This is a genomic window from Clostridium collagenovorans DSM 3089 (assembly GCF_900130005.1).
GTDB classification, from domain to species: Bacteria; Bacillota; Clostridia; order Clostridiales; family Clostridiaceae; genus Clostridium_D; species Clostridium_D collagenovorans.
On the sequence record NZ_FQXP01000003.1, the window covers coordinates 622,343 to 643,137 of the forward strand.

23 protein-coding genes and 1 other annotated feature are annotated in these 20,795 nt (G+C 29.7%); of the genes, 20 read left to right on the forward strand and 3 right to left on the reverse strand.

Annotation, left to right across the window (positions count from 1 at the left end; translation table 11 throughout):
* Window positions 1-18 precede the first annotated feature (18 nt).
* The 9 genes from BUA48_RS02970 (at window position 19) to BUA48_RS03010 (ending at window position 9,380) form a co-directional block, all read left to right on the forward strand.
* Window positions 19-951, forward strand: a complete 933-nt coding sequence (locus tag BUA48_RS02970; RefSeq protein WP_072829914.1) for an RnfABCDGE type electron transport complex subunit D — start codon at window positions 19-21, stop codon at window positions 949-951.
* Window positions 952-1,521, forward strand: coding sequence for an RnfABCDGE type electron transport complex subunit G (locus BUA48_RS02975; protein ID WP_072829915.1), 570 nt, complete (start codon window positions 952-954; stop codon window positions 1,519-1,521). It abuts the gene before it with no gap.
* 1 nt (window position 1,522) lies between these two features.
* Complete coding sequence (locus tag BUA48_RS02980; RefSeq protein WP_072829917.1) at window positions 1,523-2,134, forward strand: RnfABCDGE type electron transport complex subunit E; 612 nt, start codon at window positions 1,523-1,525, stop codon at window positions 2,132-2,134.
* Window positions 2,135-2,151: 17 nt separating this feature from the next.
* Window positions 2,152-2,733, forward strand: a complete 582-nt coding sequence (gene rsxA, locus BUA48_RS02985) for an electron transport complex subunit RsxA (RefSeq protein WP_072829919.1) — start codon at window positions 2,152-2,154, stop codon at window positions 2,731-2,733.
* 16 nt (window positions 2,734-2,749) lie between these two features.
* Window positions 2,750-3,619: an RnfABCDGE type electron transport complex subunit B gene (gene rnfB, locus BUA48_RS02990; protein WP_072829921.1), complete on the forward strand. Its 870-nt coding sequence runs from the start codon at window positions 2,750-2,752 to the stop codon at window positions 3,617-3,619.
* A 162-nt stretch (window positions 3,620-3,781) separates the two neighbouring features.
* Complete coding sequence (locus tag BUA48_RS02995; protein WP_072829923.1) at window positions 3,782-4,180, forward strand: SoxR reducing system RseC family protein; 399 nt, start codon at window positions 3,782-3,784, stop codon at window positions 4,178-4,180.
* A gap of 214 nt (window positions 4,181-4,394) precedes the next feature.
* Complete coding sequence (locus tag BUA48_RS03000; RefSeq protein WP_072829925.1) at window positions 4,395-6,251, forward strand: hypothetical protein; 1,857 nt, start codon at window positions 4,395-4,397, stop codon at window positions 6,249-6,251.
* Between the two features lie 100 nt (window positions 6,252-6,351).
* Window positions 6,352-6,586: a binding site (T-box leader), on the forward strand.
* A 99-nt stretch (window positions 6,587-6,685) separates the two neighbouring features.
* A complete protein-coding gene (argS, locus tag BUA48_RS03005; protein WP_072829927.1) occupies window positions 6,686-8,377 on the forward strand; it encodes an arginine--tRNA ligase in 1,692 nt (563 codons plus the stop codon).
* Window positions 8,378-8,582: 205 nt separating this feature from the next.
* The gene (locus tag BUA48_RS03010; RefSeq protein WP_072829929.1) at window positions 8,583-9,380 is read left to right on the forward strand and encodes a ribonuclease H-like domain-containing protein; all 798 of its coding nucleotides are present in this window, start codon (window positions 8,583-8,585) and stop codon (window positions 9,378-9,380) included.
* 252 nt (window positions 9,381-9,632) lie between these two features.
* Here BUA48_RS03010 and BUA48_RS03015 read toward each other — a convergent pair whose 3' ends face one another.
* From BUA48_RS03015 to BUA48_RS03025, 3 genes are read right to left on the reverse strand one after another with little or no spacing between them, the layout of a single operon-like run.
* On the reverse strand, window positions 9,633-9,824 hold the full coding sequence (locus tag BUA48_RS03015; protein WP_072829931.1) for a FeoB-associated Cys-rich membrane protein: 192 nt from the start codon (window positions 9,822-9,824) through the stop codon (window positions 9,633-9,635).
* A gap of 29 nt (window positions 9,825-9,853) precedes the next feature.
* A complete protein-coding gene (feoB, locus tag BUA48_RS03020; protein WP_072829933.1) occupies window positions 9,854-11,614 on the reverse strand; it encodes a ferrous iron transport protein B in 1,761 nt (586 codons plus the stop codon).
* Window positions 11,589-11,849 carry a FeoA family protein gene (locus BUA48_RS03025; RefSeq protein ID WP_072829935.1) on the reverse strand — a complete coding sequence of 87 codons (261 nt, stop codon included), beginning with the start codon at window positions 11,847-11,849 and terminating at the stop codon, window positions 11,589-11,591. The genes feoB and BUA48_RS03025 overlap by 26 nt, the downstream gene beginning before the upstream one ends.
* Window positions 11,850-12,029: 180 nt before the next feature.
* On the opposite strand from BUA48_RS03025, the gene BUA48_RS03030 reads away from it, so the two are divergent.
* The 11 genes from BUA48_RS03030 (at window position 12,030) to BUA48_RS03080 (ending at window position 20,781) form a co-directional block, all read left to right on the forward strand.
* Window positions 12,030-12,803 (forward strand): ribonuclease H-like domain-containing protein, encoded by a 774-nt coding sequence (locus BUA48_RS03030; protein ID WP_072829937.1) that lies wholly within the window; start codon window positions 12,030-12,032, stop codon window positions 12,801-12,803.
* Window positions 12,804-13,267: 464 nt separating this feature from the next.
* A complete protein-coding gene (locus tag BUA48_RS03035; protein WP_072829939.1) occupies window positions 13,268-14,962 on the forward strand; it encodes a GspE/PulE family protein in 1,695 nt (564 codons plus the stop codon).
* Window positions 14,963-14,964: 2 nt separating this feature from the next.
* Window positions 14,965-16,029 (forward strand): type IV pilus twitching motility protein PilT, encoded by a 1,065-nt coding sequence (locus tag BUA48_RS03040; protein WP_072829941.1) that lies wholly within the window; start codon window positions 14,965-14,967, stop codon window positions 16,027-16,029.
* A 5-nt stretch (window positions 16,030-16,034) separates the two neighbouring features.
* Window positions 16,035-17,234, forward strand: coding sequence for a type II secretion system F family protein (locus BUA48_RS03045; RefSeq protein WP_072829943.1), 1,200 nt, complete (start codon window positions 16,035-16,037; stop codon window positions 17,232-17,234).
* Window positions 17,235-17,300: 66 nt separating this feature from the next.
* Window positions 17,301-17,762 carry a type II secretion system protein gene (locus tag BUA48_RS03050; RefSeq protein WP_072829944.1) on the forward strand — a complete coding sequence of 154 codons (462 nt, stop codon included), beginning with the start codon at window positions 17,301-17,303 and terminating at the stop codon, window positions 17,760-17,762.
* 41 nt (window positions 17,763-17,803) lie between these two features.
* Window positions 17,804-18,217, forward strand: a complete 414-nt coding sequence (locus BUA48_RS03055; protein ID WP_072829946.1) for a type II secretion system protein — start codon at window positions 17,804-17,806, stop codon at window positions 18,215-18,217.
* Window positions 18,218-18,259: 42 nt separating this feature from the next.
* The gene (locus BUA48_RS15885; protein WP_072829948.1) at window positions 18,260-18,667 is read left to right on the forward strand and encodes a type IV pilin protein; all 408 of its coding nucleotides are present in this window, start codon (window positions 18,260-18,262) and stop codon (window positions 18,665-18,667) included.
* Between the two features lie 187 nt (window positions 18,668-18,854).
* Window positions 18,855-19,286: a type II secretion system protein gene (locus BUA48_RS03065; RefSeq protein WP_072829950.1), complete on the forward strand. Its 432-nt coding sequence runs from the start codon at window positions 18,855-18,857 to the stop codon at window positions 19,284-19,286.
* A 20-nt stretch (window positions 19,287-19,306) separates the two neighbouring features.
* Window positions 19,307-19,723 (forward strand): type II secretion system protein, encoded by a 417-nt coding sequence (locus tag BUA48_RS15890; RefSeq protein ID WP_072829952.1) that lies wholly within the window; start codon window positions 19,307-19,309, stop codon window positions 19,721-19,723.
* A gap of 121 nt (window positions 19,724-19,844) precedes the next feature.
* Window positions 19,845-20,186, forward strand: coding sequence for a type II secretion system protein (locus BUA48_RS03075; protein ID WP_072829954.1), 342 nt, complete (start codon window positions 19,845-19,847; stop codon window positions 20,184-20,186).
* Between the two features lie 34 nt (window positions 20,187-20,220).
* Entirely contained in the window at window positions 20,221-20,781 is a 561-nt protein-coding gene (locus BUA48_RS03080) for a PulJ/GspJ family protein (protein WP_072829955.1), read from the forward strand.
* Window positions 20,782-20,795 lie beyond the last annotated feature (14 nt).

Consider the following 20,795-nt stretch of genomic DNA (forward strand, 5'->3'; position numbering starts at 1 on the left):
TAGGGGTGAAATGCAGAAATGAATAGATTTTTAAAAGTTTCATCATCTCCTCATATAAATTCTAAAGAATCAACGAATACAATTATGAGAGATGTTTTAATTGCACTTGTACCAGCAGCTGGTGTAGCACTTTATATATTTGGAATCAGAGCTTTTTGGCTACTGCTTACATGTATAGGCTCATCAGTATTAGCAGAATTTTTATTTACTAAGATAACTAAAAGACAAACTTCTATTATGGATTTAAGTGCGGCAGTAACAGGAATATTATTAGCATTTAACCTTCCAGTTACAACTCCAGTTTGGGTTGCAGCAGTAGGAAGTGCTTTTGCTATAATTATAGTTAAATGTATATTTGGTGGAGTTGGACAAAACATAGTAAACCCAGCTTTAGCAGCTAGAGCATTTCTTCTTGCAGCATATCCAGAGCATATGACTGGATGGGTTTTAGATGGAATGAGTACAGCAACTCCACTTGGAATGTTAAAGTCAGGTGTATCAGCTGATTTACCGTCATTAATGGATGTATTCTTAGGTAATGTAGGTGGATGTATTGGTGAGGTTTCAGTTTTAGCATTATTAATTGGTGCAGCTTATTTATTATATAGAAGAATAATTTCATGGCATATTCCAGTTACGTATATAGCTACAGTAGCTGTTATTACTTTCTTATTTGGAAGATCAGCTTTTAATGTGGAACAAGTTGTTTATGAATTATGTGCAGGAGGATTAATGCTAGGTGCATTCTTCATGGCGACGGATTATACTACTTCTCCAATGACTAAAAAGGGACAAGTGATATTTGGAATCGGATGTGGTGTTATAACTGCTGTTATTCGTCTATTTGGTGGATATGCAGAGGGTGTTTCTTACTCAATCTTAATAATGAACTTATTAGTTCCTATGATTGATAAATATACAAAAAATCGTGTATTTGGGGAGGCGAAGTAGGTGAAAGAGAATTTTAAGTTAGGCGGAATATTACTTATTATAGCTACAGTTGCATCATTGCTTTTATCTTGTACCTATGAGCTTACAAAGGACACAATAGCAGCTCAAAGTAATGCAGCTAAAACTGAAGCTATGAAGGCTATACTACCAGAGGCGGATAAATTTGAAACTCTTGCTTTAGATGTATCTAATTATGCTGGAGTAGGTGCTGTAGATAAGGGATTAAGTGATGGCAATGAAGTTGGCTATGTTATTGAAAGTTCAGCAAAGGGATACGGTGGAGAATTAAAGCTTGTAGTTGCTGTATCTTTAGAAGGAAAAATTTCAGGAATAAAAGTATTAGAGCACTCAGAAACACCAGGATTAGGTGCAAAGTGTGAAGAACCTGAATTTACTGATAGATATAAAGAAAAATTAGCTACAGCTCCATTAACTTTAGTTAGTGGATCACCATCAAGTGATAGTGAAATACAATCAATTTCAGGTGTTACTATAACATCTACAGCAGTTATAGATGCTGTAAATAAAGCAATTGATATTTACAATAATGAATTGAAAGGAGGACAATAAAGTGAGTAATTTAGGTGAAAGATTAAAGGTTGGTATTATTTTAGAAAACCCAGTCTTTGTTCAAGTACTTGCTATGTGTCCAGTCCTAGGAGTAACTAGCAGTGTTAATAATGCCATTGGTATGGGACTTGCAACAACAGCTGTTTTAATAGGATCTAATGCTGTAATATCTTTACTTAGAAAAGTTATTCCAGATAAAATCAGAATACCAGCATATATAGTTGTAATAGCAAGTTTTGTTACTTTAATTAAGTTCTTATTACAAGGATATTTACCAGAACTATATAAATCTCTTGGATTATTTATTCCACTTATAGTTGTTAACTGTATAATTCTAGGAAGAGCTGAAGCTTATGCTTCTAAAAATAATGTTATTAACTCTATATTTGATGCGATTGGTATGGGATTAGGATTTACTTTTGCATTAAGTGTATTAGCTTCTTTTAGAGAATTATTAGGTGCAGGAACAATCTTAGGGTTCCAAATTATGCCTAGCTTCTATGAGCCAGCTATAATTATGACAATGGCACCAGGCGGATTTATAACTCTTGGATTAATACTTGCAGGTATTAACCAATACAAAATTTCTAAAAGCAAAAAAGCTAATAAATAATAGAGGGGTGAAATGAAGTGGAGCAATTATTTACTATATTTATAAGTGCCTTACTTGTTAATAACTTTGTATTATCAAAGTTTTTAGGTATTTGTTCTTTTTTAGGAGTTTCTAAAAAAACAGAAACTGCAAAGGGTATGGGTATGGCGGTTACCTTCGTTATGCTTTTAGCTTCTGTAATTACTTTTGTTCTTAACAAATATATATTAATAAATTTACACATGGAGTATTTATCAATTTTAGCATTTGTACTTGTAATTGCAGCATTAGTTCAATTTGTTGAAATTGTAATAAAGAAAACTAACCCTGGTTTATATAGATCACTAGGAATTTTCTTACCACTTATAACTACAAACTGTGCTGTTTTAGGTATGGTTAATATAAATGCTGATATGGGATATACATTTATCCAAGCAATAGTTAATGCTTTAGGTGCAGCTTTAGGATATACTTTAGCAATAGTTATCTTAGCAGGACTTAGAGAAAGAATGGAAGAAAACACTGGAATGCCAGAAGCTTTTAAAGGTCTTCCAATATCACTTGTTACAGCAGGAATAATGTCAATAGCATTCCTTGGCTTTACTGGACTTGTTGGTTAAATTAGGAGGTAATTAAATGGAATTTACTAGTATACTTTATCCAGTGTTAGTCTTTGCAGGCTTAGGTTTGCTTTTAGGTTTAATACTAGGATATGCTAACGATAAATTTAAGGTAGAAGTAGATGAAAGAATACCACAGGTTAGAGAAGCACTTCCAGGTGCTAACTGTGGTGGATGTGGATATGCTGGATGTGATGCATATGCAGAGGCTGTTGTTCAAGGTTTAGCAAAACCTAATTTATGTACCCCAGGTGGAGACGCTTCTTCATCTAAGATAGGTGAGATTATGGGTCTTAAAGTAGAAGCTGGTGAAGCTAAAGTCGCTTATGTTAGATGTAAAGGTACTTGTGAAGTTGCTAAGGAAAAGTACGATTATGAAGGTATAAAAGATTGTAACCAGGCTATGGTTGTACCAGGTACTGGAGCAAAATCTTGTACTTATGGATGTTTAGGATTAGGTTCATGTATAAAAGTTTGCAACTTTGGTGCTTTAGAAATAAAGGATGGAGTTGCAGTTGTAAATAAAGAGAAATGTGTTGCTTGTGGTGCTTGTGTTGGTGCATGTCCAAAAGGACTAATTGATATAGTACCTAAAAAAGCTTTAGTATTAGTTCAATGTAATTCTAAGGCTAAGGGAAAAGAAGTAATGGATGCATGTTCTGTAGGATGTGTTTCATGTTCTCTTTGTGTTAAATCTTGTCCTAAAGATGCTATAGAGATGGTTAATAACTTACCAGTAATAGATTATAGTAAGTGTGTTAACTGTGGAATATGTGCTAATAAATGTCCTAAACATTCTATTCAAAATAATAGAGTGGTTGTTAAGAAAAATTTAGAAGCTAAGAAAATTGATAATGAAGAAAATACACAAAGTAGTAATAAATAAACCTTTGTAATAAATTTAAAAGGAATTCTTGTTTATTATTTTTAAAAAGTGTAAAATTATAATAAAAGGTCTAGAGTTTCTAGATCTTTTATTAATTATAAGAGTAATTACTTAATTTTAAAGTAATCAATGGTTACTTTGGAGTGTTAAGGAGGCTATTCTATGAAGGAAAGTGGCAGAGTAAAAGCTATAAAAGGTAATCAAGCCATGGTAGCTTTTATTAAAAAAAGTGGCTGTGGAGGCAATTGTGGAAGTTGTGGAGGAGGGTGTCCTAAGGATACACTTATATTAGAAATTGAAAATACACAGGATGCTAAAGTAGGTGACGAGGTAACAGTTGAATTAAGTAACAAACATTTCTCGAAAATGCTTGTTTGGGCTTATGTTATACCTGGTCTTATGCTGTTTTTAGGTTTAATAGGAACTTATATTATAAGTAAAAATGAACTTATAGCTCTTATAGTTGGAGTAACGCTAATGGTTCTTAGTTATGTTATAATAGGAAAGTTTAATAATAAAGATGAAAAAGAGTACGATTTTAAAATGATCAATAAAAAGTAGAATATTTTTTTACTATAAAGATAAAAGGAGTGTCTTCCATCATTCCTTTTATCTTTTTTTAAATTAATTGAAAGTTTATTAAAAATACATAAAAGTTTACTTATACTTAAATTTTTATAGTATATAGTGTGGTAAAATCTTAGTATGAAATAAGATTATAATTAATATTAGTACATAAATTTAATCCCTTTATAATTTATGCGGAGGTGAGTCTATGACGTTAAAATTTACCATTTTTAATGAGTCTATAGAAATAGATGAAAAAAAAGATAGGTATAATTCCTTAAGAAAAGATTTTGATGAATTTTCTTATATGCAAAGTGAGAAATTTACTGATATCTTTAGAGAATCATACTATAATATAGATGTTTTAAGTAAGAATGGGTTAAATGATGGGTTTAAATTAATTATTGAAGGAATAGACAAGGCATTATCAATTCTGGTAGATAATAATATATTAGATATAGATAGAAAAAGATTTTTTTCAAACTACTATGGGAAATATTACTCATATGATGAGGACTTTCACAAAATAAACAATAGATATCTTTCCATAATAATTCCTGAAAAAAACTTATTAGACTATAATGAAAGATGTAAAAATGTAAGGTTACAATGGAAGGAAAAAGGTTTTCCTATAGATGGATCAGTAATTGATGTAACTAAGGAAAATAATATGACTATGGCATCTAGTCTCACTCATATTAGTTACAAGTTCAAAGGTAAAACCTTTAGCGGTATAGGTAACTTTATAGAAAAGAGTAAACTATTAAATGATAATGAAACTTTAGAGGTTTTAAAAACATCAGTATATAATAATTGTTATAACATACATAAGGCTTTGATTGACTGCTTTGAAGATAATGGATTAAACATATACGATAAATACATAGGCGAAGATATTATAAACTCCGTAGAAGCATTATTTAATAATTTAACTATAGGAGTAATTCCACAAGAGAAGGTACAAGAAAATATAATTAAGATTATAAAAGGTAACCCTTATGAATTAAGATATTATAAGTTTATTATATATAATTTGGGTGATGAGTATAATGAGTTAGATAAATTAGCTGATTATTATGGGGTATTTGGCTTAGGTGATTTTAAGCTATCTCTTTTAAAAGATAAGTTCAATAAATTAGATTTAAGTACAGAGGAAAGCACTATACAGGGCAAAGAGCTTTTGACTACGTATATGCAAAAGTTAGGTATTGGAACACAAAACCCTTATTATTTTAAAATTGAAGAAAGATTAAAGGAACTAGACTTAATTAAAAGAACAGTTGAGGATATAGAGTTTCCTACAAGAGAAATGGCCTCTCTTGCAAGAGAGGATAAATCTAAAATAGAAGAAGTGCTAAAGAATATAAATAGCGACAGTGAAGAGGAGATTTTACAGGCCCTTGATAATATAAAAAGATTGGATTTAAAAACTATATTAAAAATTAAGTATATAGACCTATTAAATCAAAAATTAAAAACAATAATAGAAAAAGCTGATTTCTTATATCTTAATACTAAATTTGATTGCAAAAGCTTATATAGTGAGGAAGAAGTTGTTAAGGCATTAGAGGAACTAAGGAATACTGACTTAAGAACTAAGGAGGCTTTAGCTTTAAAGGAAAGAGATCTTATTACTAGATTAACTCAAATAATAGAAGGCAATGATATTTTAAAAATGGAAAATATAATAAATTCATATTTGTTTTTTAATATGAGCGATATACAAAATGCTGTAGATGAATTATCAGCAATGAATATAAGAAGTTATCATTTGAAAAGAGAAAAAATAGAATATCTTTTAGATAACGCCAGATTCATTATAAATAATCATTTGAATTTATTAGACAAGGCAAAAAAATATGATATAAAGCTGAAAGAAAAGAAAAATGGAAAGTCTTTGCCAAAGGATAATGGATTTATGGGCTCTATTAGAAAGGTCTTTGGAGATACCATAAATAAGGTTAATGAAATTTTATCAGAAGAGGACAAAAGGGCATGGGAGTTTATAACTAACAACGGAGAAAAAACAATTGAAGAAGTTTATGCTAGAATTCTGGAAAGGTAAATATCTTTCACGGAAAAGTACAGAATCTTAAGCGAGAGAAGTTCTTCTTGACAAAAAATATGATTTTAAATATAATATATAAGATAATAATATAAGGTCTTAAAATTCTATGATTAGGAAAAGTATTCTTAAAAATTAATTTTAGCGAGTAAAAGAGGGTGGGAGTTTTACATTAATTTAAGAAGAAAATAGAGCCTATGAGAAGCTATGTGAAAAGAGGTAAAACTCGTAGTAACATATGCCGCAATAAATGCGTTAAAATATTTGAGAGGATAGGTAAAATCGAAATTTTACTTATCAATTAGAGTGGTACCGCGGATATATCCGTCTCTATATGTAACAGTATAGAGACGGATTTTTTATTTTAGTCAAAAATTAAGTTTCTTAAATAAATTTTTATAAAACTATTCACTAAATGAAAGGAATGAAGAAGAATGAATTATAAATCTTTAATTGCACAAAATATACAAAAGCATATAGATATGGATGCATCACAAATTGAAAAGTTAATAGAAATACCACCTCAACCAGAGATGGGAGACTTTGCATTTCCATGTTTTCAACTTTCTAAGGTTTTAAGAAAAGCTCCTCAAATGATAGCTTCTGAGTTAGTAGAAAAGTTAGATAAAGAGGGATTTGAAAGCATTACAGTATCAGGACCATATGTTAACTTCTTTGTAGATAAATCAGTTCTTTGTAAAAATGTAATTGAGAAGGTTTTAGAAGAAGGAGATAACTATGGTAGTTCATCAGTTGGGCAAGGTGAAGTAATAACTATGGATTATTCATCTCCTAATATAGCTAAACCTTTTCATGTTGGACATCTTTTTACAACTGTTTTAGGAAATTCATTATATAAAACTTATATATCTCAAGGATATAAGCCAGTTGCCATAAATCACTTAGGGGATTGGGGAACACAATTTGGAAAACTTATATCAGCATTTAAAAGATGGGGAGATGAAGAAGCACTTGAAAAGGAACCTATAAAGGAAATGCTTAGAATTTATGTTAAGTTCCATGACGAAGCAGAAAAAAATCCTGAATTAGAAGATGAAGGTAGAGAATACTTTAAAAATCTTGAAGAGGGAAGAGAAGAAGAAGTTATGTTCTGGAATAAGTTCAAAGATTGTGGACTTAGTGACTTCCAAAAGGTATATGACATGTTAGATGTTAAGTTTGACTCATATGCTGGTGAAAGCTTCTATAATGATAAAACGGATGCAATAATAGCAGAAGTAGATGAAAAAGGAATATTAGTAGATAGTAACGGTGCTAAGGTAGTAATGTTAGATGAATATAACATGCCACCATGCATAGTTGAAAAAGCTGATGGAGCTACTATATATGCTACACGTGATTTAGCAGCAGCTAAGTACAGAAAAGACACTTATGACTTTAAAAAGAGTTTATATATAGTAGGAAAGGATCAAGCATTACACTTTAAACAAGTATTTACTACTTTAAAGTTAATGGGTTATGATTGGGCTGATAACTGCATACACGTACCATTTGGTATAGTTAAATTTGCTGATAAGAAGTTATCAACAAGAAAAGGAGATGTTGTATTCTTAGAAGACGTTTTAAATGAATCTGTATCTAAAACCCTAGATATAATAAACGAAAAGAATCCAACACTTGAAAATAAAGAAGATGTAGCTAAGAAAATAGGTATAGGAGCTATAGTGTTCACTTATCTTAAGAACCATAGAGAAAGAGACATTGTCTTTGATTGGAAAGAGATGTTAAGCTTTGAAGGAGAAACAGCTCCATATGTTCAATACACTTATGCACGTGGTAAGAGTATACTAAGAAAGTTTGGAGCAATTGAAGGAGAAGTAGATTACAGTAAATTAAATTCTAAAGAAGAATTTGAGCTTATAAAACTTCTTTCAAACTTCAATGATGCTGCTTTAGCTGCTTTAGATAAATCAGAGCCATGCATGATTTCAAGATATGTATTAGATGTAGCAAAAGCCTTTAATAAATTTTATAACAATCACAGTATTGCTGCAACAGAGGATTCTGCACAAAAGAATGCAAGACTTAAGATGGTTGAGGCAACTTGCCAAGTAATAAAAAATGCATTATACCTACTAGGATTAGAAGTAGTAGAAAAAATGTAGTTAAAAAAGTTATAATCTCTTATCCTTATAATAAGGGATTATAACTTTTATACCTAAATTAGTTACTTAAGCCACAATATATTCGATTATACATAATAATTATTATAGCTTCATGTCTTTATAAAGAAATATAAAAAAGTTATATTAAAATTTCATAAATTATTGTATAATTAAAGTTAGTGACCTATTAGTTTGGAGGAAAGTTATGTATAGTAGAGAGTATAAAAATGAATTGTTACTACCAAAGGAAGTCTTTGATAGATACAATATGAAAGAAATAGCTTTCTTTGATATAGAAACAACAGGCTTTAATAAGACAAGTGATATAATAATGTTAATATCTTTAGGTTATTATATTGATGAAAAAACCTTTGTTACTAAGCAGTATTATGCTGAGTATATCGAAGATGAGGAAGAGATAGTAAAAGAATTCTTAGAGGACTTAAAAGAATTCAATACTTGGTGTACATATAATGGAATAGCTTTTGATGAGCCTTATGTAATTAAGAAACAACAAAAGTATTGCATAGAAGGTAAAATACCAGAGCAGCATATTGACTTATACAGATTAATAAAACCTTATTATACTCAATTTGGTATGGAAAGATGTAATTTAAAAACTGTAGAAAAGTATTTAGGAATAGAAAGAAAGGATCAAATTGATGGTGGTTTAAGTGCTCAATTATATAAACAATATTTATATAATAATAATGAAGATATAAGAGACGTTATAATGCTTCATAATTATGAAGATGTTTTAAACTTACCAATACTATTTAAATTATTATATACTATTGAAACTGATCCTAAAATAAAAAAAGAGCCAAAAATAACACCTAATCAACTTAAATACATTCAAGTTTTAAGTGAGAAAAATAATCTTAATTTAAAATCAGATCTTAAGAATATAACAAAGAAAGCTGCGGCTAAAGCCATTGACAGTATTCTTAAAGGTAATACAGATTCTGCTAATATAGATTTTATAATTAAAGATACATACTAAAACGTAAATTCAGCTTTAAAGATTTCTTGAACATCCAAGAATTTTTTAAAGCTGAATTTATTTTATATAATTTGTAATTAAATCTACATCATCGTGATTTATCACATGGAAAATTTTTCATCCTATAAAATATGAGTGAAGTTTATTTAATGCAAAATATATATAGTTATAAAATTATTAAGCTTCTAAGATAATAAAGGACTGTATAATAATGAATTTACACTTCCTTATTATACAGTCCTAATTACTTATCTATTTATTTTGTTTATTTGGAGTTTCATCTTTATCTTTAATAGACTTGCTATTAATAAAATCACATCCATGACAGCTAGTAGAACAGTTTCCACCACAACTACATCCGCCACTCTTTGTTCTTTTAATACTCTTGTATATTATTAAAGCAACCAAAATTAATATTAAGCCTAAAACTATAAATTCAAACATATTATCACTTCCTTAAATGTTATATCAAATTAGAATATTAAAGATCCTATTTGATATATAGCAAAGGATATAATCCATGCTAAAGTAAATTGATATACTACAGAAAAAGTAGCCATCTTATTTCCAAATTCCTTTTTCATAGTACTTATTACGGATACACATGGAGTATACAATAAAGTAAACACTAAGAAACTTATAGCACTAAGGGTAGTAAAGTGTTGTAAAAGAGCTTGTTCAAGATTAGCTCCATATATAACCCCCATAGTTCCTATAACAACCTCCTTAGCCATTAATCCAGAAAGTATAGAAACTGAGTTCTGCCATGTTCCAAATCCAAGTGGAACAAAAATAGGATTAATAAACTTACCAATGTAAGATAGAAAACTGTCATTCATATCAACCATTCCAGTAAAGTTAAAGTTAGAAAGGAACCACATAATAACTGAAAGAGCAAATATTACAGTACCAGCTTTCTTTATGAATCCTTTTCCTTTTTCCCAAGTATGAAGAGCTAAATTTTTCAGAGAAGGTAACTTATACTCTGGAAGCTCTATTAAAAATGGTTCTTCATCCTTTTTGAATATGGTTTTCTTAAATAATATCCCCATAATAAATGCAAGGATAATTCCTAATAGATATAAAGAGAAAACTACAGTTGTTTCTTTGCCAGGGAAGAATGCAGAAGCAAATAAGGCGTAAACTGGTAATCTAGCATTACAAGACATTAAAGGAACTAATAATGCAGTAAGTTTTCTATCCTTTTCGCTTTCTAGAGTTCTAGCTGACATAATAGCAGGAACAGAACATCCGAAACCAACTATTAAAGGAATAAAGGCTTTACCTGAAAGACCCATTTTTCTCATTATTCTATCTGTAATTAAAGCGGTTCTTGCCATATATCCACTATCTTCTAAGAAAGATATACCTAAGAACAACGCCATAATAATAGGAACGAATACAATAACAGCACCTACACCAGCAACAATACCATCAACAAGAAGAGAAGAGAACCAAGGACTGGTACTACTTAAATCCTCATGTAAAAATGGTACAAGTTTTTCATCTACTAAAGAACCAAGTAAATCAGATAAAGGTTGTCCTACCCATGAAAAAGTAAATTTAAAAATTAAAAATAATATCAATAAAAATAAGGGTATAGAAATAAACTTATTTAGTACAATTTTATCTAATTTATCACTAATAGATTCTTTCTTTATAGGTTTTACTCTAGAAATTGATTTTTCTAATACACCTTCAATATAAGAGTAGGTATCTTTCTCATCTGTAAAAAATTTTATTTTCGGTTTAGGGTAATTGTAATCTCTCTTTAGTAAAGATTTTAGTTCTTCTAATCCATCTTTCTTAGAGGCAGTAATTGGAACTACGGTTACCCCAAGTTCATAAGCTAAATTATCGTAATCTATTTCTATTCCTTTTTCCTTAGCAACATCAATCATATTTAAAATTAAAACTATTGGTTTATTAAATTCCTTAAGTTGAGTTGTAAGGTAGAGGTTTCTTTCCAAATTAGATGCATCCACAATATTTAAAATAACAGAAACCTCTTCATTAGCTAGGAATTCCTTAGAGACCTTTTCCTCATTAGAATAAGTATCCATGGCATAAATTCCAGGCAAGTCCACAATTTTAATATCCTTTGTAAAGTAACCTTCTTTTTTATCTACAGTAACCCCAGCCCAGTTTCCAACATGTTGCTTAGATCCAGTAAGTGAATTAAAAAGTGTAGTTTTACCAACATTAGGATTACCTATTAACGCAGCAATCTTCATGATTTTTCTCCTTAACTTTTGTTATATTTATATTTTTAGCATCTTTTTTCCTAAGAGCTAAATTAAAACCTCTAATATTTAATATTAAAGGATCTCCAAAGGGAGCACAGCCTTTAACTTCTACTTCAGTGCCTTCTATACATCCTAAAGCTAAAAGTCTTTTGGCTAAATTTTTATTTCCTATAATAGTATCTATATAAGCAAAATCGCCTATTTTTAAATCGCAAATGGTCACCAATATCACCTCGTAATGAAAATTATTATCAATTATAATATTATAATATCAATTTCATAGGATTTTGTCAATAAAATAAAGAAATTTTACATTTAGTATGTTAAAATAATTAAGAAGAAGTTACTAAGAAATTATTAAAGTTAATATGATATAAATTAAATATTAGGGAAGAGTGATATTTTGATAATAGTTGAAAAAGAAATTAAGATAGAAGAAATTTGTGAAGAATTTGTATTAGAGATAAAAGAAAATAAAGACATATATAAGGAAGCTATATTTTTTGATTTAGAACATTATGTTTTTAAAAAGCCTATTTGCGTAGGAGTTTTTGGTGCGGCAATTTATGATGAAGGAAAGAATAGTGTTTTATTAACTCAGTATATGATTGAAAATTCTAAAGATGCAAAGGAAATCTTAAAACTGAGTAGAGAGTACTTTAGAACAATGAAAAATGAGAAAAATAAGAAGTATCTAGTTAGCTTTTCAGGAAACAATGATTATATAGTTATAAATCATTTATATCAAAAGTATAAAATCAATTATGATATAAGAAAAGAATTTATTGATGTAGATCTTCAGAAGATCTTTGAAGAAGCAACCACAAAATGTATTGGACTTAAAAATTTAGAAAAAATTTTTAAAATAGATAGGTGTGGAAAATTAATTAGTGGTTCGAATTTAGCTAAAATTTTTTCGAAAATCAACAAAGATTCTGATTATATAAATAGAATGCCTGAGGATAAGAAAAATAACATACTTATCTACAATGAAGGGGATGTCATTAATCTATTTTTCATATATGTAACTTGGAATAAATATGTTACTAAAGAAGTTATAAAAGAAATGGAAGAAGAAAGAAAAAAAGAAATTGCTCAAAGAGAACAGTTCCTAAAGGAAGAAAAACAAAAGAAAATAGAAAGACTTAAAGAAGAGACTACTAAATTAAAACTTTAGTAGTTTACTAAGGTTTGGCATGAATATGTTAGAGCTAAAATTATTATTCAGAGGTGATTACACACCAATAAAAATTGAATATGCAGTATTTTTCATAATATTTAGTATTAAGTTAATCATAAATAGTTACTAGTTAATTTAGATTAAATGTAGAAAAATGTAGAACTATTCCAAGATTATTTTTAGGATTATAAAAAATATTCAAAAATGTCAAAAAACGATAAATCTTTATATTAGGAAAAGAGTTATAAATGTTAATTTTTTTTATAGTATAATATTGCAATAAAAATAAAAATAAGTTAGTATAATAAGTGATTGAAGGTTGAAGGTTAAACTATATAAACAAGGAAAAGATTGATAATATGTCATAATATTACTCTTGACGAAATGAGTAATATTATGACATATTATCAAAAATAAACAAAAACCTTGAATCTGATGTCAAACTACAAAGAGGTGACAGAATGTTAGGATGGGGAAACAACCAAAAGAAAAGATTGGGAGATATGCTTTTAGCTGCTAAGGTTATAAGTGAAGAACAATTAAAGGACGTTTTAAATTTACAAAAATCTCAAGGGAAAAAGATAGGGGAGTTATTAATTTCTCAAAATTACATAACAGAAGAGGAGTTAGCTACTTTTTTATCAAAACAACTTAACATTGAATTGGTATCCTTGAGAGATATAAAAATTGATGATGAATGCTTACAAATTGTTTCAAAGGAAATTGCAGAAAAGTATAAGATAATGCCCTTTGAGATATCACAAAATAAATTAAGTGTAGCAATGAGTGACCCGCTTAATATTATGGCTATTGATGATTTGAGAATTATAACTAGAAAAAGAATAATTCCATTTATTGATACCTTAAGTGAAATTGATAAGTCAATTAAAAAGTACTATAGTAAGCAAGACAATGTTCAAACTTTACATGAGATAGAAGAAGAATTAAAAATAGATTATACTAAAAGCAAAGAAGAAGATTTAGTTTTAGATGATATTGAAAATGCACCAACGGTAAAGCTTGCTAATTCTATATTAGTACAAGCTATAGATAATAAGGCAAGTGACATACACGTAGAACCATTTGAGGATTATGTTGCAATAAGGTATAGAGTTGATGGTGTTCTTTATGAAAATATGAAAATACCTAAGAGTGTTTACCAGGCCTTAAGCACAAGGTTTAAAATCACAGCAGGAATAGATATTGCAGAAAAGAGAATACCTCAGGATGGAAGAATAGAAATGCAACTTAACGGCATTGATTATGATTTCCGTGTAAATACTCTTCCTACAATATACGGAGAAAAGATAGTAATAAGAATTCTAGACAAAAGAGGTTCTTTATTAAGTATTGATAGCTTAGGGTTTAACGATAAAGATTTAGAAGAAATAAGAAATATATTAGCTGTTCCTAATGGTGTTATTCTTGTTACAGGACCTACAGGAAGCGGTAAAACTACAACCTTATATTCTTTCTTAAAAGAAGTAAACACAGAAGATAAAAATATAGTTACTATTGAAGATCCAGTAGAATATACACTTGACAGAATTAATCAGGTTCAAGTAAATTCAAAAGCTGGATTATCTTTTGCAGCTGGACTTAGAAGTATCTTAAGACAAGACCCTGATATTATAATGATTGGGGAGATAAGAGATGAGGAAACAGCTCAAATTGCAATAAGAGCTTCAATAACGGGACACATAGTATTTTCTACTATCCATACTAATGATGCACCAAGTACTATTACTAGACTTTTAGATATGGGGATAAAATCTTATTTAGCAGCAGATGCACTTTCGGGGATCATAGCTCAAAGACTTATAAAAAAGTTATGTCCGCATTGCAAAGAGGCTTATTTGTCTAGTGAAAAGGAAAATAAAATCTTAAATCTTGAAGAATCGCAAACCATTTATAAAAGCAATGGTTGTAACAAGTGTAATGGATTAGGTTATAGTGGTAGACGAGCTGTACATGAGATAGTAAGAATAAATGGACCTTTAAAAAAGGTTATTGAGAAAAATGGAACTATGGATGATATAAGAGAAGCAGCTATTGAGTCAGGAATGACTTCTTTATATGAAAACTGTAGAAATCTTGTATTAAAGGGTGAGATTTCAGTTCATGAATTATTAAGAACGGTAGAGGTTGAGGGGTAATAATGGAAAGATTAAAAAGAATAATGGAGCAGGCTAAAAAAGTGACGGCTACAGATATTCACTTAATAGTTAATTCTAAACCTATAATTAGAATTACTAAAAAACTTGTTCCAATAGAAGAAGAGGAAATACTTCAAGAAAAAGATATTGAGGATATATTACATGCTTACATGGATGAAAAGCATAAAATGACACTTAATAAAAAGGGTGAAGTGGATTTCTCATTTACTGTGGAGGGACTTGGAAGATTTAGAGCAAATGCTTTTAAGCAACAGGGTAATTTATCCTTAGCTTTAAGAAGAATAGAAGAAAATATACCAGACTTTGATGATTTAAAACTTCCAGAAATCATAAGGAGTTTTTCAAAGTTAAATAAAGGACTAGTACTTGTTACTGGAGTTACAGGAAGTGGTAAATCAACTACTTTAGCTAGTTTAATAAATATAATAAATAAGGAAAGATATGAACACATTATAACAATTGAGGACCCTATTGAGTATGTTCATAAGCACAAAAACTGTAGAATAAACCAAAGGGAAATAGGAAATGACACTGAAGACTTTGGAACAGCTTTAAGAGCTGCTTTAAGACAAGACCCTGATATTATTCTACTAGGAGAAATGAGAGATAGGGAGACAATTCAAACAGCATTGATGGCAGCTGAAACAGGACATCTAGTATTTTCAACACTTCATACCATGGGGTCAGCTGAAACAATAGATAGAATAATTGACGCATTCCCATTAGAACATAAAGACCAGGTAAGAAGTCAATTGGCAGCTACTTTAAAAGGAGTAGTTTCTCAAGAACTTATTGCAGGTAAGGATGGTAAATCCTTAAAGGTTGCTACAGAGGTAATGGTTACCAATGGAGCAGTACAAAACTTAATAAGAGAAGGAAAAACTCATCAAATAACAAGTGTAATACAAACAAGTGCTAACTTAGGTATGCATAGTATGGATAGTTCCTTAGCTAGACTTACAAGAGAAGGTCATATTTCTGTAAACGAAGCTTATTTAAGAGCACAGGATAAGAAGATATTAGAGAGAATGCTGTTAGAGAGGTGATGTTAATGGCTATATATAAGTATGTAGCAAAAAATATATCCGGAGAAGAAATAAGTGGTATAGAAACGGTTGGTAGTTTAGAAGAATTAAAAGGTACCTTAGGAAACAAGGGATACTTCTTAGTATCTGCTAAAGAAGAAGGTAAAAGTGTAACTATAAGTATAGGTAAAAAAATGAAGTTAAGAGATTTTACATTGTTTTGCAGACAATACGCAGTAATCTTAACTTCAGGCTTAACTGTTTTAGATGGACTTAACTTAATCGTACAACAGACAACAAATAAATATTTTAAGCAAGTATTATCAGAGGTTTATGAAAAAATATTAAAGGGAAATGCGTTGGCAGTTAGTTTCGCAGAACATCCAGATGTTTTTCCAGAATTCTTTGTAGATATGATACAAGTGGGAGAAGCAACAGGACGCCTAGATTCTGTACTAATGGAACTTGCTGAATATTATGAAAGAGAATTTAAAATGACAAGTAAAGTAAAGAAAGCTGTTACTTACCCAATTATAGTTGTGGTAGTAGCTTTATTAGTAATAACTCTACTTATGGTAGTTGTATTACCAAGCTTTAATAAGATATTAGTGGATATGGGTGCAACATTACCACCTTTAACTGTAGGAGTTATGGCAATAAGTACCTTTATGCAAAAGAATATTTTAATAATACTAGTTGTCGCAATTGCGATAATCTTTGGAATTAGATACTATATTAACACAGAAGGTGGAAGAGTAAAGTTTGATAACTTAAAATTAAAAGCACCGATATTCGGAAGCTTCTTCCTAAAGGTTGTAACTGCTAGATTTTCTAGAAGTATGTCTATATTACTTAGCAGTGGTATTCCCATAACAAGAGCAATGGAAATTATAACTGAAGTAATGGGGAACAAAATTGTAGAAGAAAAATTTAGAAAGTGTTCATCAGAAATTCAAGAAGGAAAGAGCATAGCTACCTCCATAGAAAAGATGGCTGTTTTCCCTCCAATGCTTAATCAAATGATATATGTAGGAGAAAACACTGGAGAAATGGACTCCATGCTAGGTAAAACAGCAGATTTCTTTGATGATGATGTTGAGATAGCCTTAGAGCAAATGATAGCTTTAATAGAACCAGCACTTATAATTTCATTAGCTGTAATAGTTGGAACAATAATACTTGCAGTAATGCTTCCAATGTTAAGCATAATGGAGAGCATAGCTTAGGTTATAAACATTTAATAGAGTATTAAATGTTTCATAATAAATAAATATAATAAGGGGGAACTTACAATGAAAAAGGTTTCAAGAACTAGTAAGAAAGGTTTTACATTAGTTGAGTTACTAGTAGTAATAGGTATCATTGGACTTTTAGCAGCAATAATATTACCAAAATTCACTGGTTATACAGGAAAAGCAATAATGAAAGATGCCGTATCACAAGCTAGAACAACTTATACGGAGATTTCAGCATTTTATGCAGAAAACGGTGCATATCCTACAGCATATACAGCTAATGATGCAACAAAAAAAGCGATAAATAGTGTTATTAGTACTGTAAAAGATAATGCAAATAACTACAAAATAGCAACTAGCGCTTCTAGTGATGATAATTATTTAGTGTATTATCATCAGGATACTGCTTCAGCAAATGCTAAAGCTGGAGATTTTGATTTTTATCTTGTAAAAGGTAAAAAGGTTTATAAAGTTGAGTATCGTGAGGGTAAACTAACAGAAGGATCAATACCTTCTTAATAAGTTGCATATATAGTTTGTTAATTTTAAGGAGGTTTAATATGAAAAAGGTTTCAAAAAGTAGTAAAAAAGGTTTTACACTAGTTGAGCTACTAGTAGTAATAGGTATCATTGGACTTTTAGCAGCAATAATATTACCAAAGTTTACAGGTTACACTGAAAAAGCAATAATGAAAGATGCAGTATCTCAAGCTAGAACTGTTTATACTCAAGCTTCAGCATACTATGCAGAAAAGGGTGCGTATCCTGCTAGTAGTACTGACTTAGAGACAGAGGCAAAAAAGGCTTTAACTGATGTTACTTTTAATGCAAATCCAGCAACAGATGGTTCATTTATAACAGTATATCCTAATAATAGTACTACTGGAGACTTTACTTTTGTATTAAGAAAAGGTGGAAAAAACTATACAGTAGAATATAAAAATGGTGCTCCTCAAGAAAAAGGGGTATCATAATCTTAAAGATAATAAAAATGAATTTCAAGGGGGAACTTAACAATGAAAAAAGTTTCAAGAACTAGCAAAAAAGGTTTTACGCTAGTAGAATTACTAGTGGTAATTGGTATAATTGGGCTTTTAGCAGCAATAATTTTACCTAAATTCACTGGCTACACTCAAAAGGCAATACAAAAAGAAGCAACAACACAAGCAAGAACAATATACACATACCTATCATCACACTATGCAGAAAAGGGTTCTTATCCATCAGCTGCAGCTTCAGGTGGTAGTAATGACGGTTTAATAGCTGCTGCTGGGGTAACTGCAAAAACTGATGATACTCTTCATGTAACAGCTTATAATGATGCTACAGGTGAATTTACATTTACATTGGGGAGAGGTGGCAAGACTTATCAAGTAGCTTACGATGCTAATGGTAAATTAACTGAAACTCCACCAGCATCATAAAAGATATTAATTAAATAACACATTTAACAATCCCCTAGGGTTAATTCTTTAGGGGATTTATTTAAAATAGTAGCTATAAAATGAAAATAATAATAGAAGATAGTTTTATGTATAGTTAAAAATAATAGATTTTCTTAGTTAATTATTACGATAAAGTTTAAATGACGATAAAGTAGGAGTGGACATAATGAGAAGAAATCATAAGAAGGGTTTTACCTTAGTTGAATTACTAGTTGTAATAGGCATAATAGGAATATTAGCAGCTATGGTACTACCTAAATTTACAGGGTATGTTGATAAGGCAAAGGAAAAACAAGCATTATCTGTTTTAAGATCGATACATACAGAAATGGTAGCATACTATGCAGAAAATGGAGACTATATACCTTCAAAAGACTTTAATGGAGTTAATGATGCAAGCAAGGTACTAAAAAAACTAGGTATTAAAGGAGAATTAACTTACCAAGAATTTACTGGTGATGACTCTAACTCACCACATGATTCACAATATTATTTAGATAAGTTTTGGTATTATGATGAAGACAATAGGGCTTTTGGATTTTGGAACAATAAGTATCATAAGCAAAATCTAGAAACAAATGGATGGGAAGAGATCTAAATACTATAGGAGAAGCTTAAATGAATAAAAAGAAAAAAGGGTTTACTTTGATAGAATTACTATCAGTAATAGGTATAATAGGAATACTAGCAGCAATGATATTACCTAGAATTACAGGATATACAGATAAAGCAATGGAAAAGCAAGCACTTTCTAATGCTAAAATAATATATACAGAAATGATGTCTTATTATGCAGAGAATGGGGCTTATATGACTTGTGAGTATTTTACTGGTGAAGGTGTTGGAGAGGAAGAAAATAAAAGTCAATTTTTACATGACATAGGATTAGAAGGATTTGTATGTTACCAAGGACATATTGGAGATGAATATCCTTGTGATGGTAACTGTGATCCTGGTAAGTTTAAATATGATAATAAGAACTCAATAGATGTATTGTTTGATGGAACAACTTTTAAGGTAATAAATAAAAAGTAATAGGATACTTACTAAATAAGTTAATATTAAAAAGACTAGAGATACTTTAATAATAAATAATATTCTTAACTTCAATATGCACAAAGTTATTTTAGTAATATGATTTTGGGAAGGATAGAAAATGAAGCATAAAGGTTTTACTTTAGTAGAAATGGTAGTTGTACTAGGAATACTAGGAATACTTTTAAGTATTGGTGTTCCAGGTTTTGTACAAAGTGTTGATCGTTCTAGAGAAATGGAAAGAGCTAAACATGAAGAGATGATTAATATGGGCATAAGACAGTATTATGCTATAGAATTAAAATATCCTATATATGGGAGTGAATCTCCAGAGGAATTGAAAGATAAATTAACTAAATTAAGAACTTTACATTATATAGACTTGGAAGATAATATTTATACCTATAGATTAGACACTGAAGCAGGAAAAAGTCCTCCTATAATAAAAGTTAATTTCAAATAAATCACAGCATTTAACGAAAAGGGGGGACTATAATATGAAAAAAGTATATAAAAGTAAAAAAGGAATAACCTTAGTAGAGCTATTAGTTGCTATAGGGATATTTGGTATAGTTATGGTTATAACTGGATCAATAATTAATTATAGCAGTAAATTTTATGTTAAGTCTAATCAAAATCTTAAGGGAGCAAGTGAAGCTCGTATTGGAATGTCATATGTAATTAATAGATTAAGAGAATATGAAACTTTAGATGCTGTTGAAATAAGTAATGGTAATGGAAATGAATATGGGACTATAACATTTTCTAAGAAGGATGCAACTACATCTAATATGATGCCTTTATCAATAATAGAGTTTGAAGATGGTAAGCTTATTGAAAAGCAATATAATAATGGTGTTCTTTCAAGTGAATCATCAACTATAGCATATTTATCACACTTTTCAATAGCAAAGGTCTTAAGGGATGAGAGTGATCTTAATAGTTGGGATAAAAGGACTGTTAAAATAACAATAAAATATAAGGATAGTTCATCAACTGATCAAGTTATAAGTACTGTTTTAAATAGAAAATGTAAAATAAACGTTAAAACATCATAGTGAAGGGGAGATAA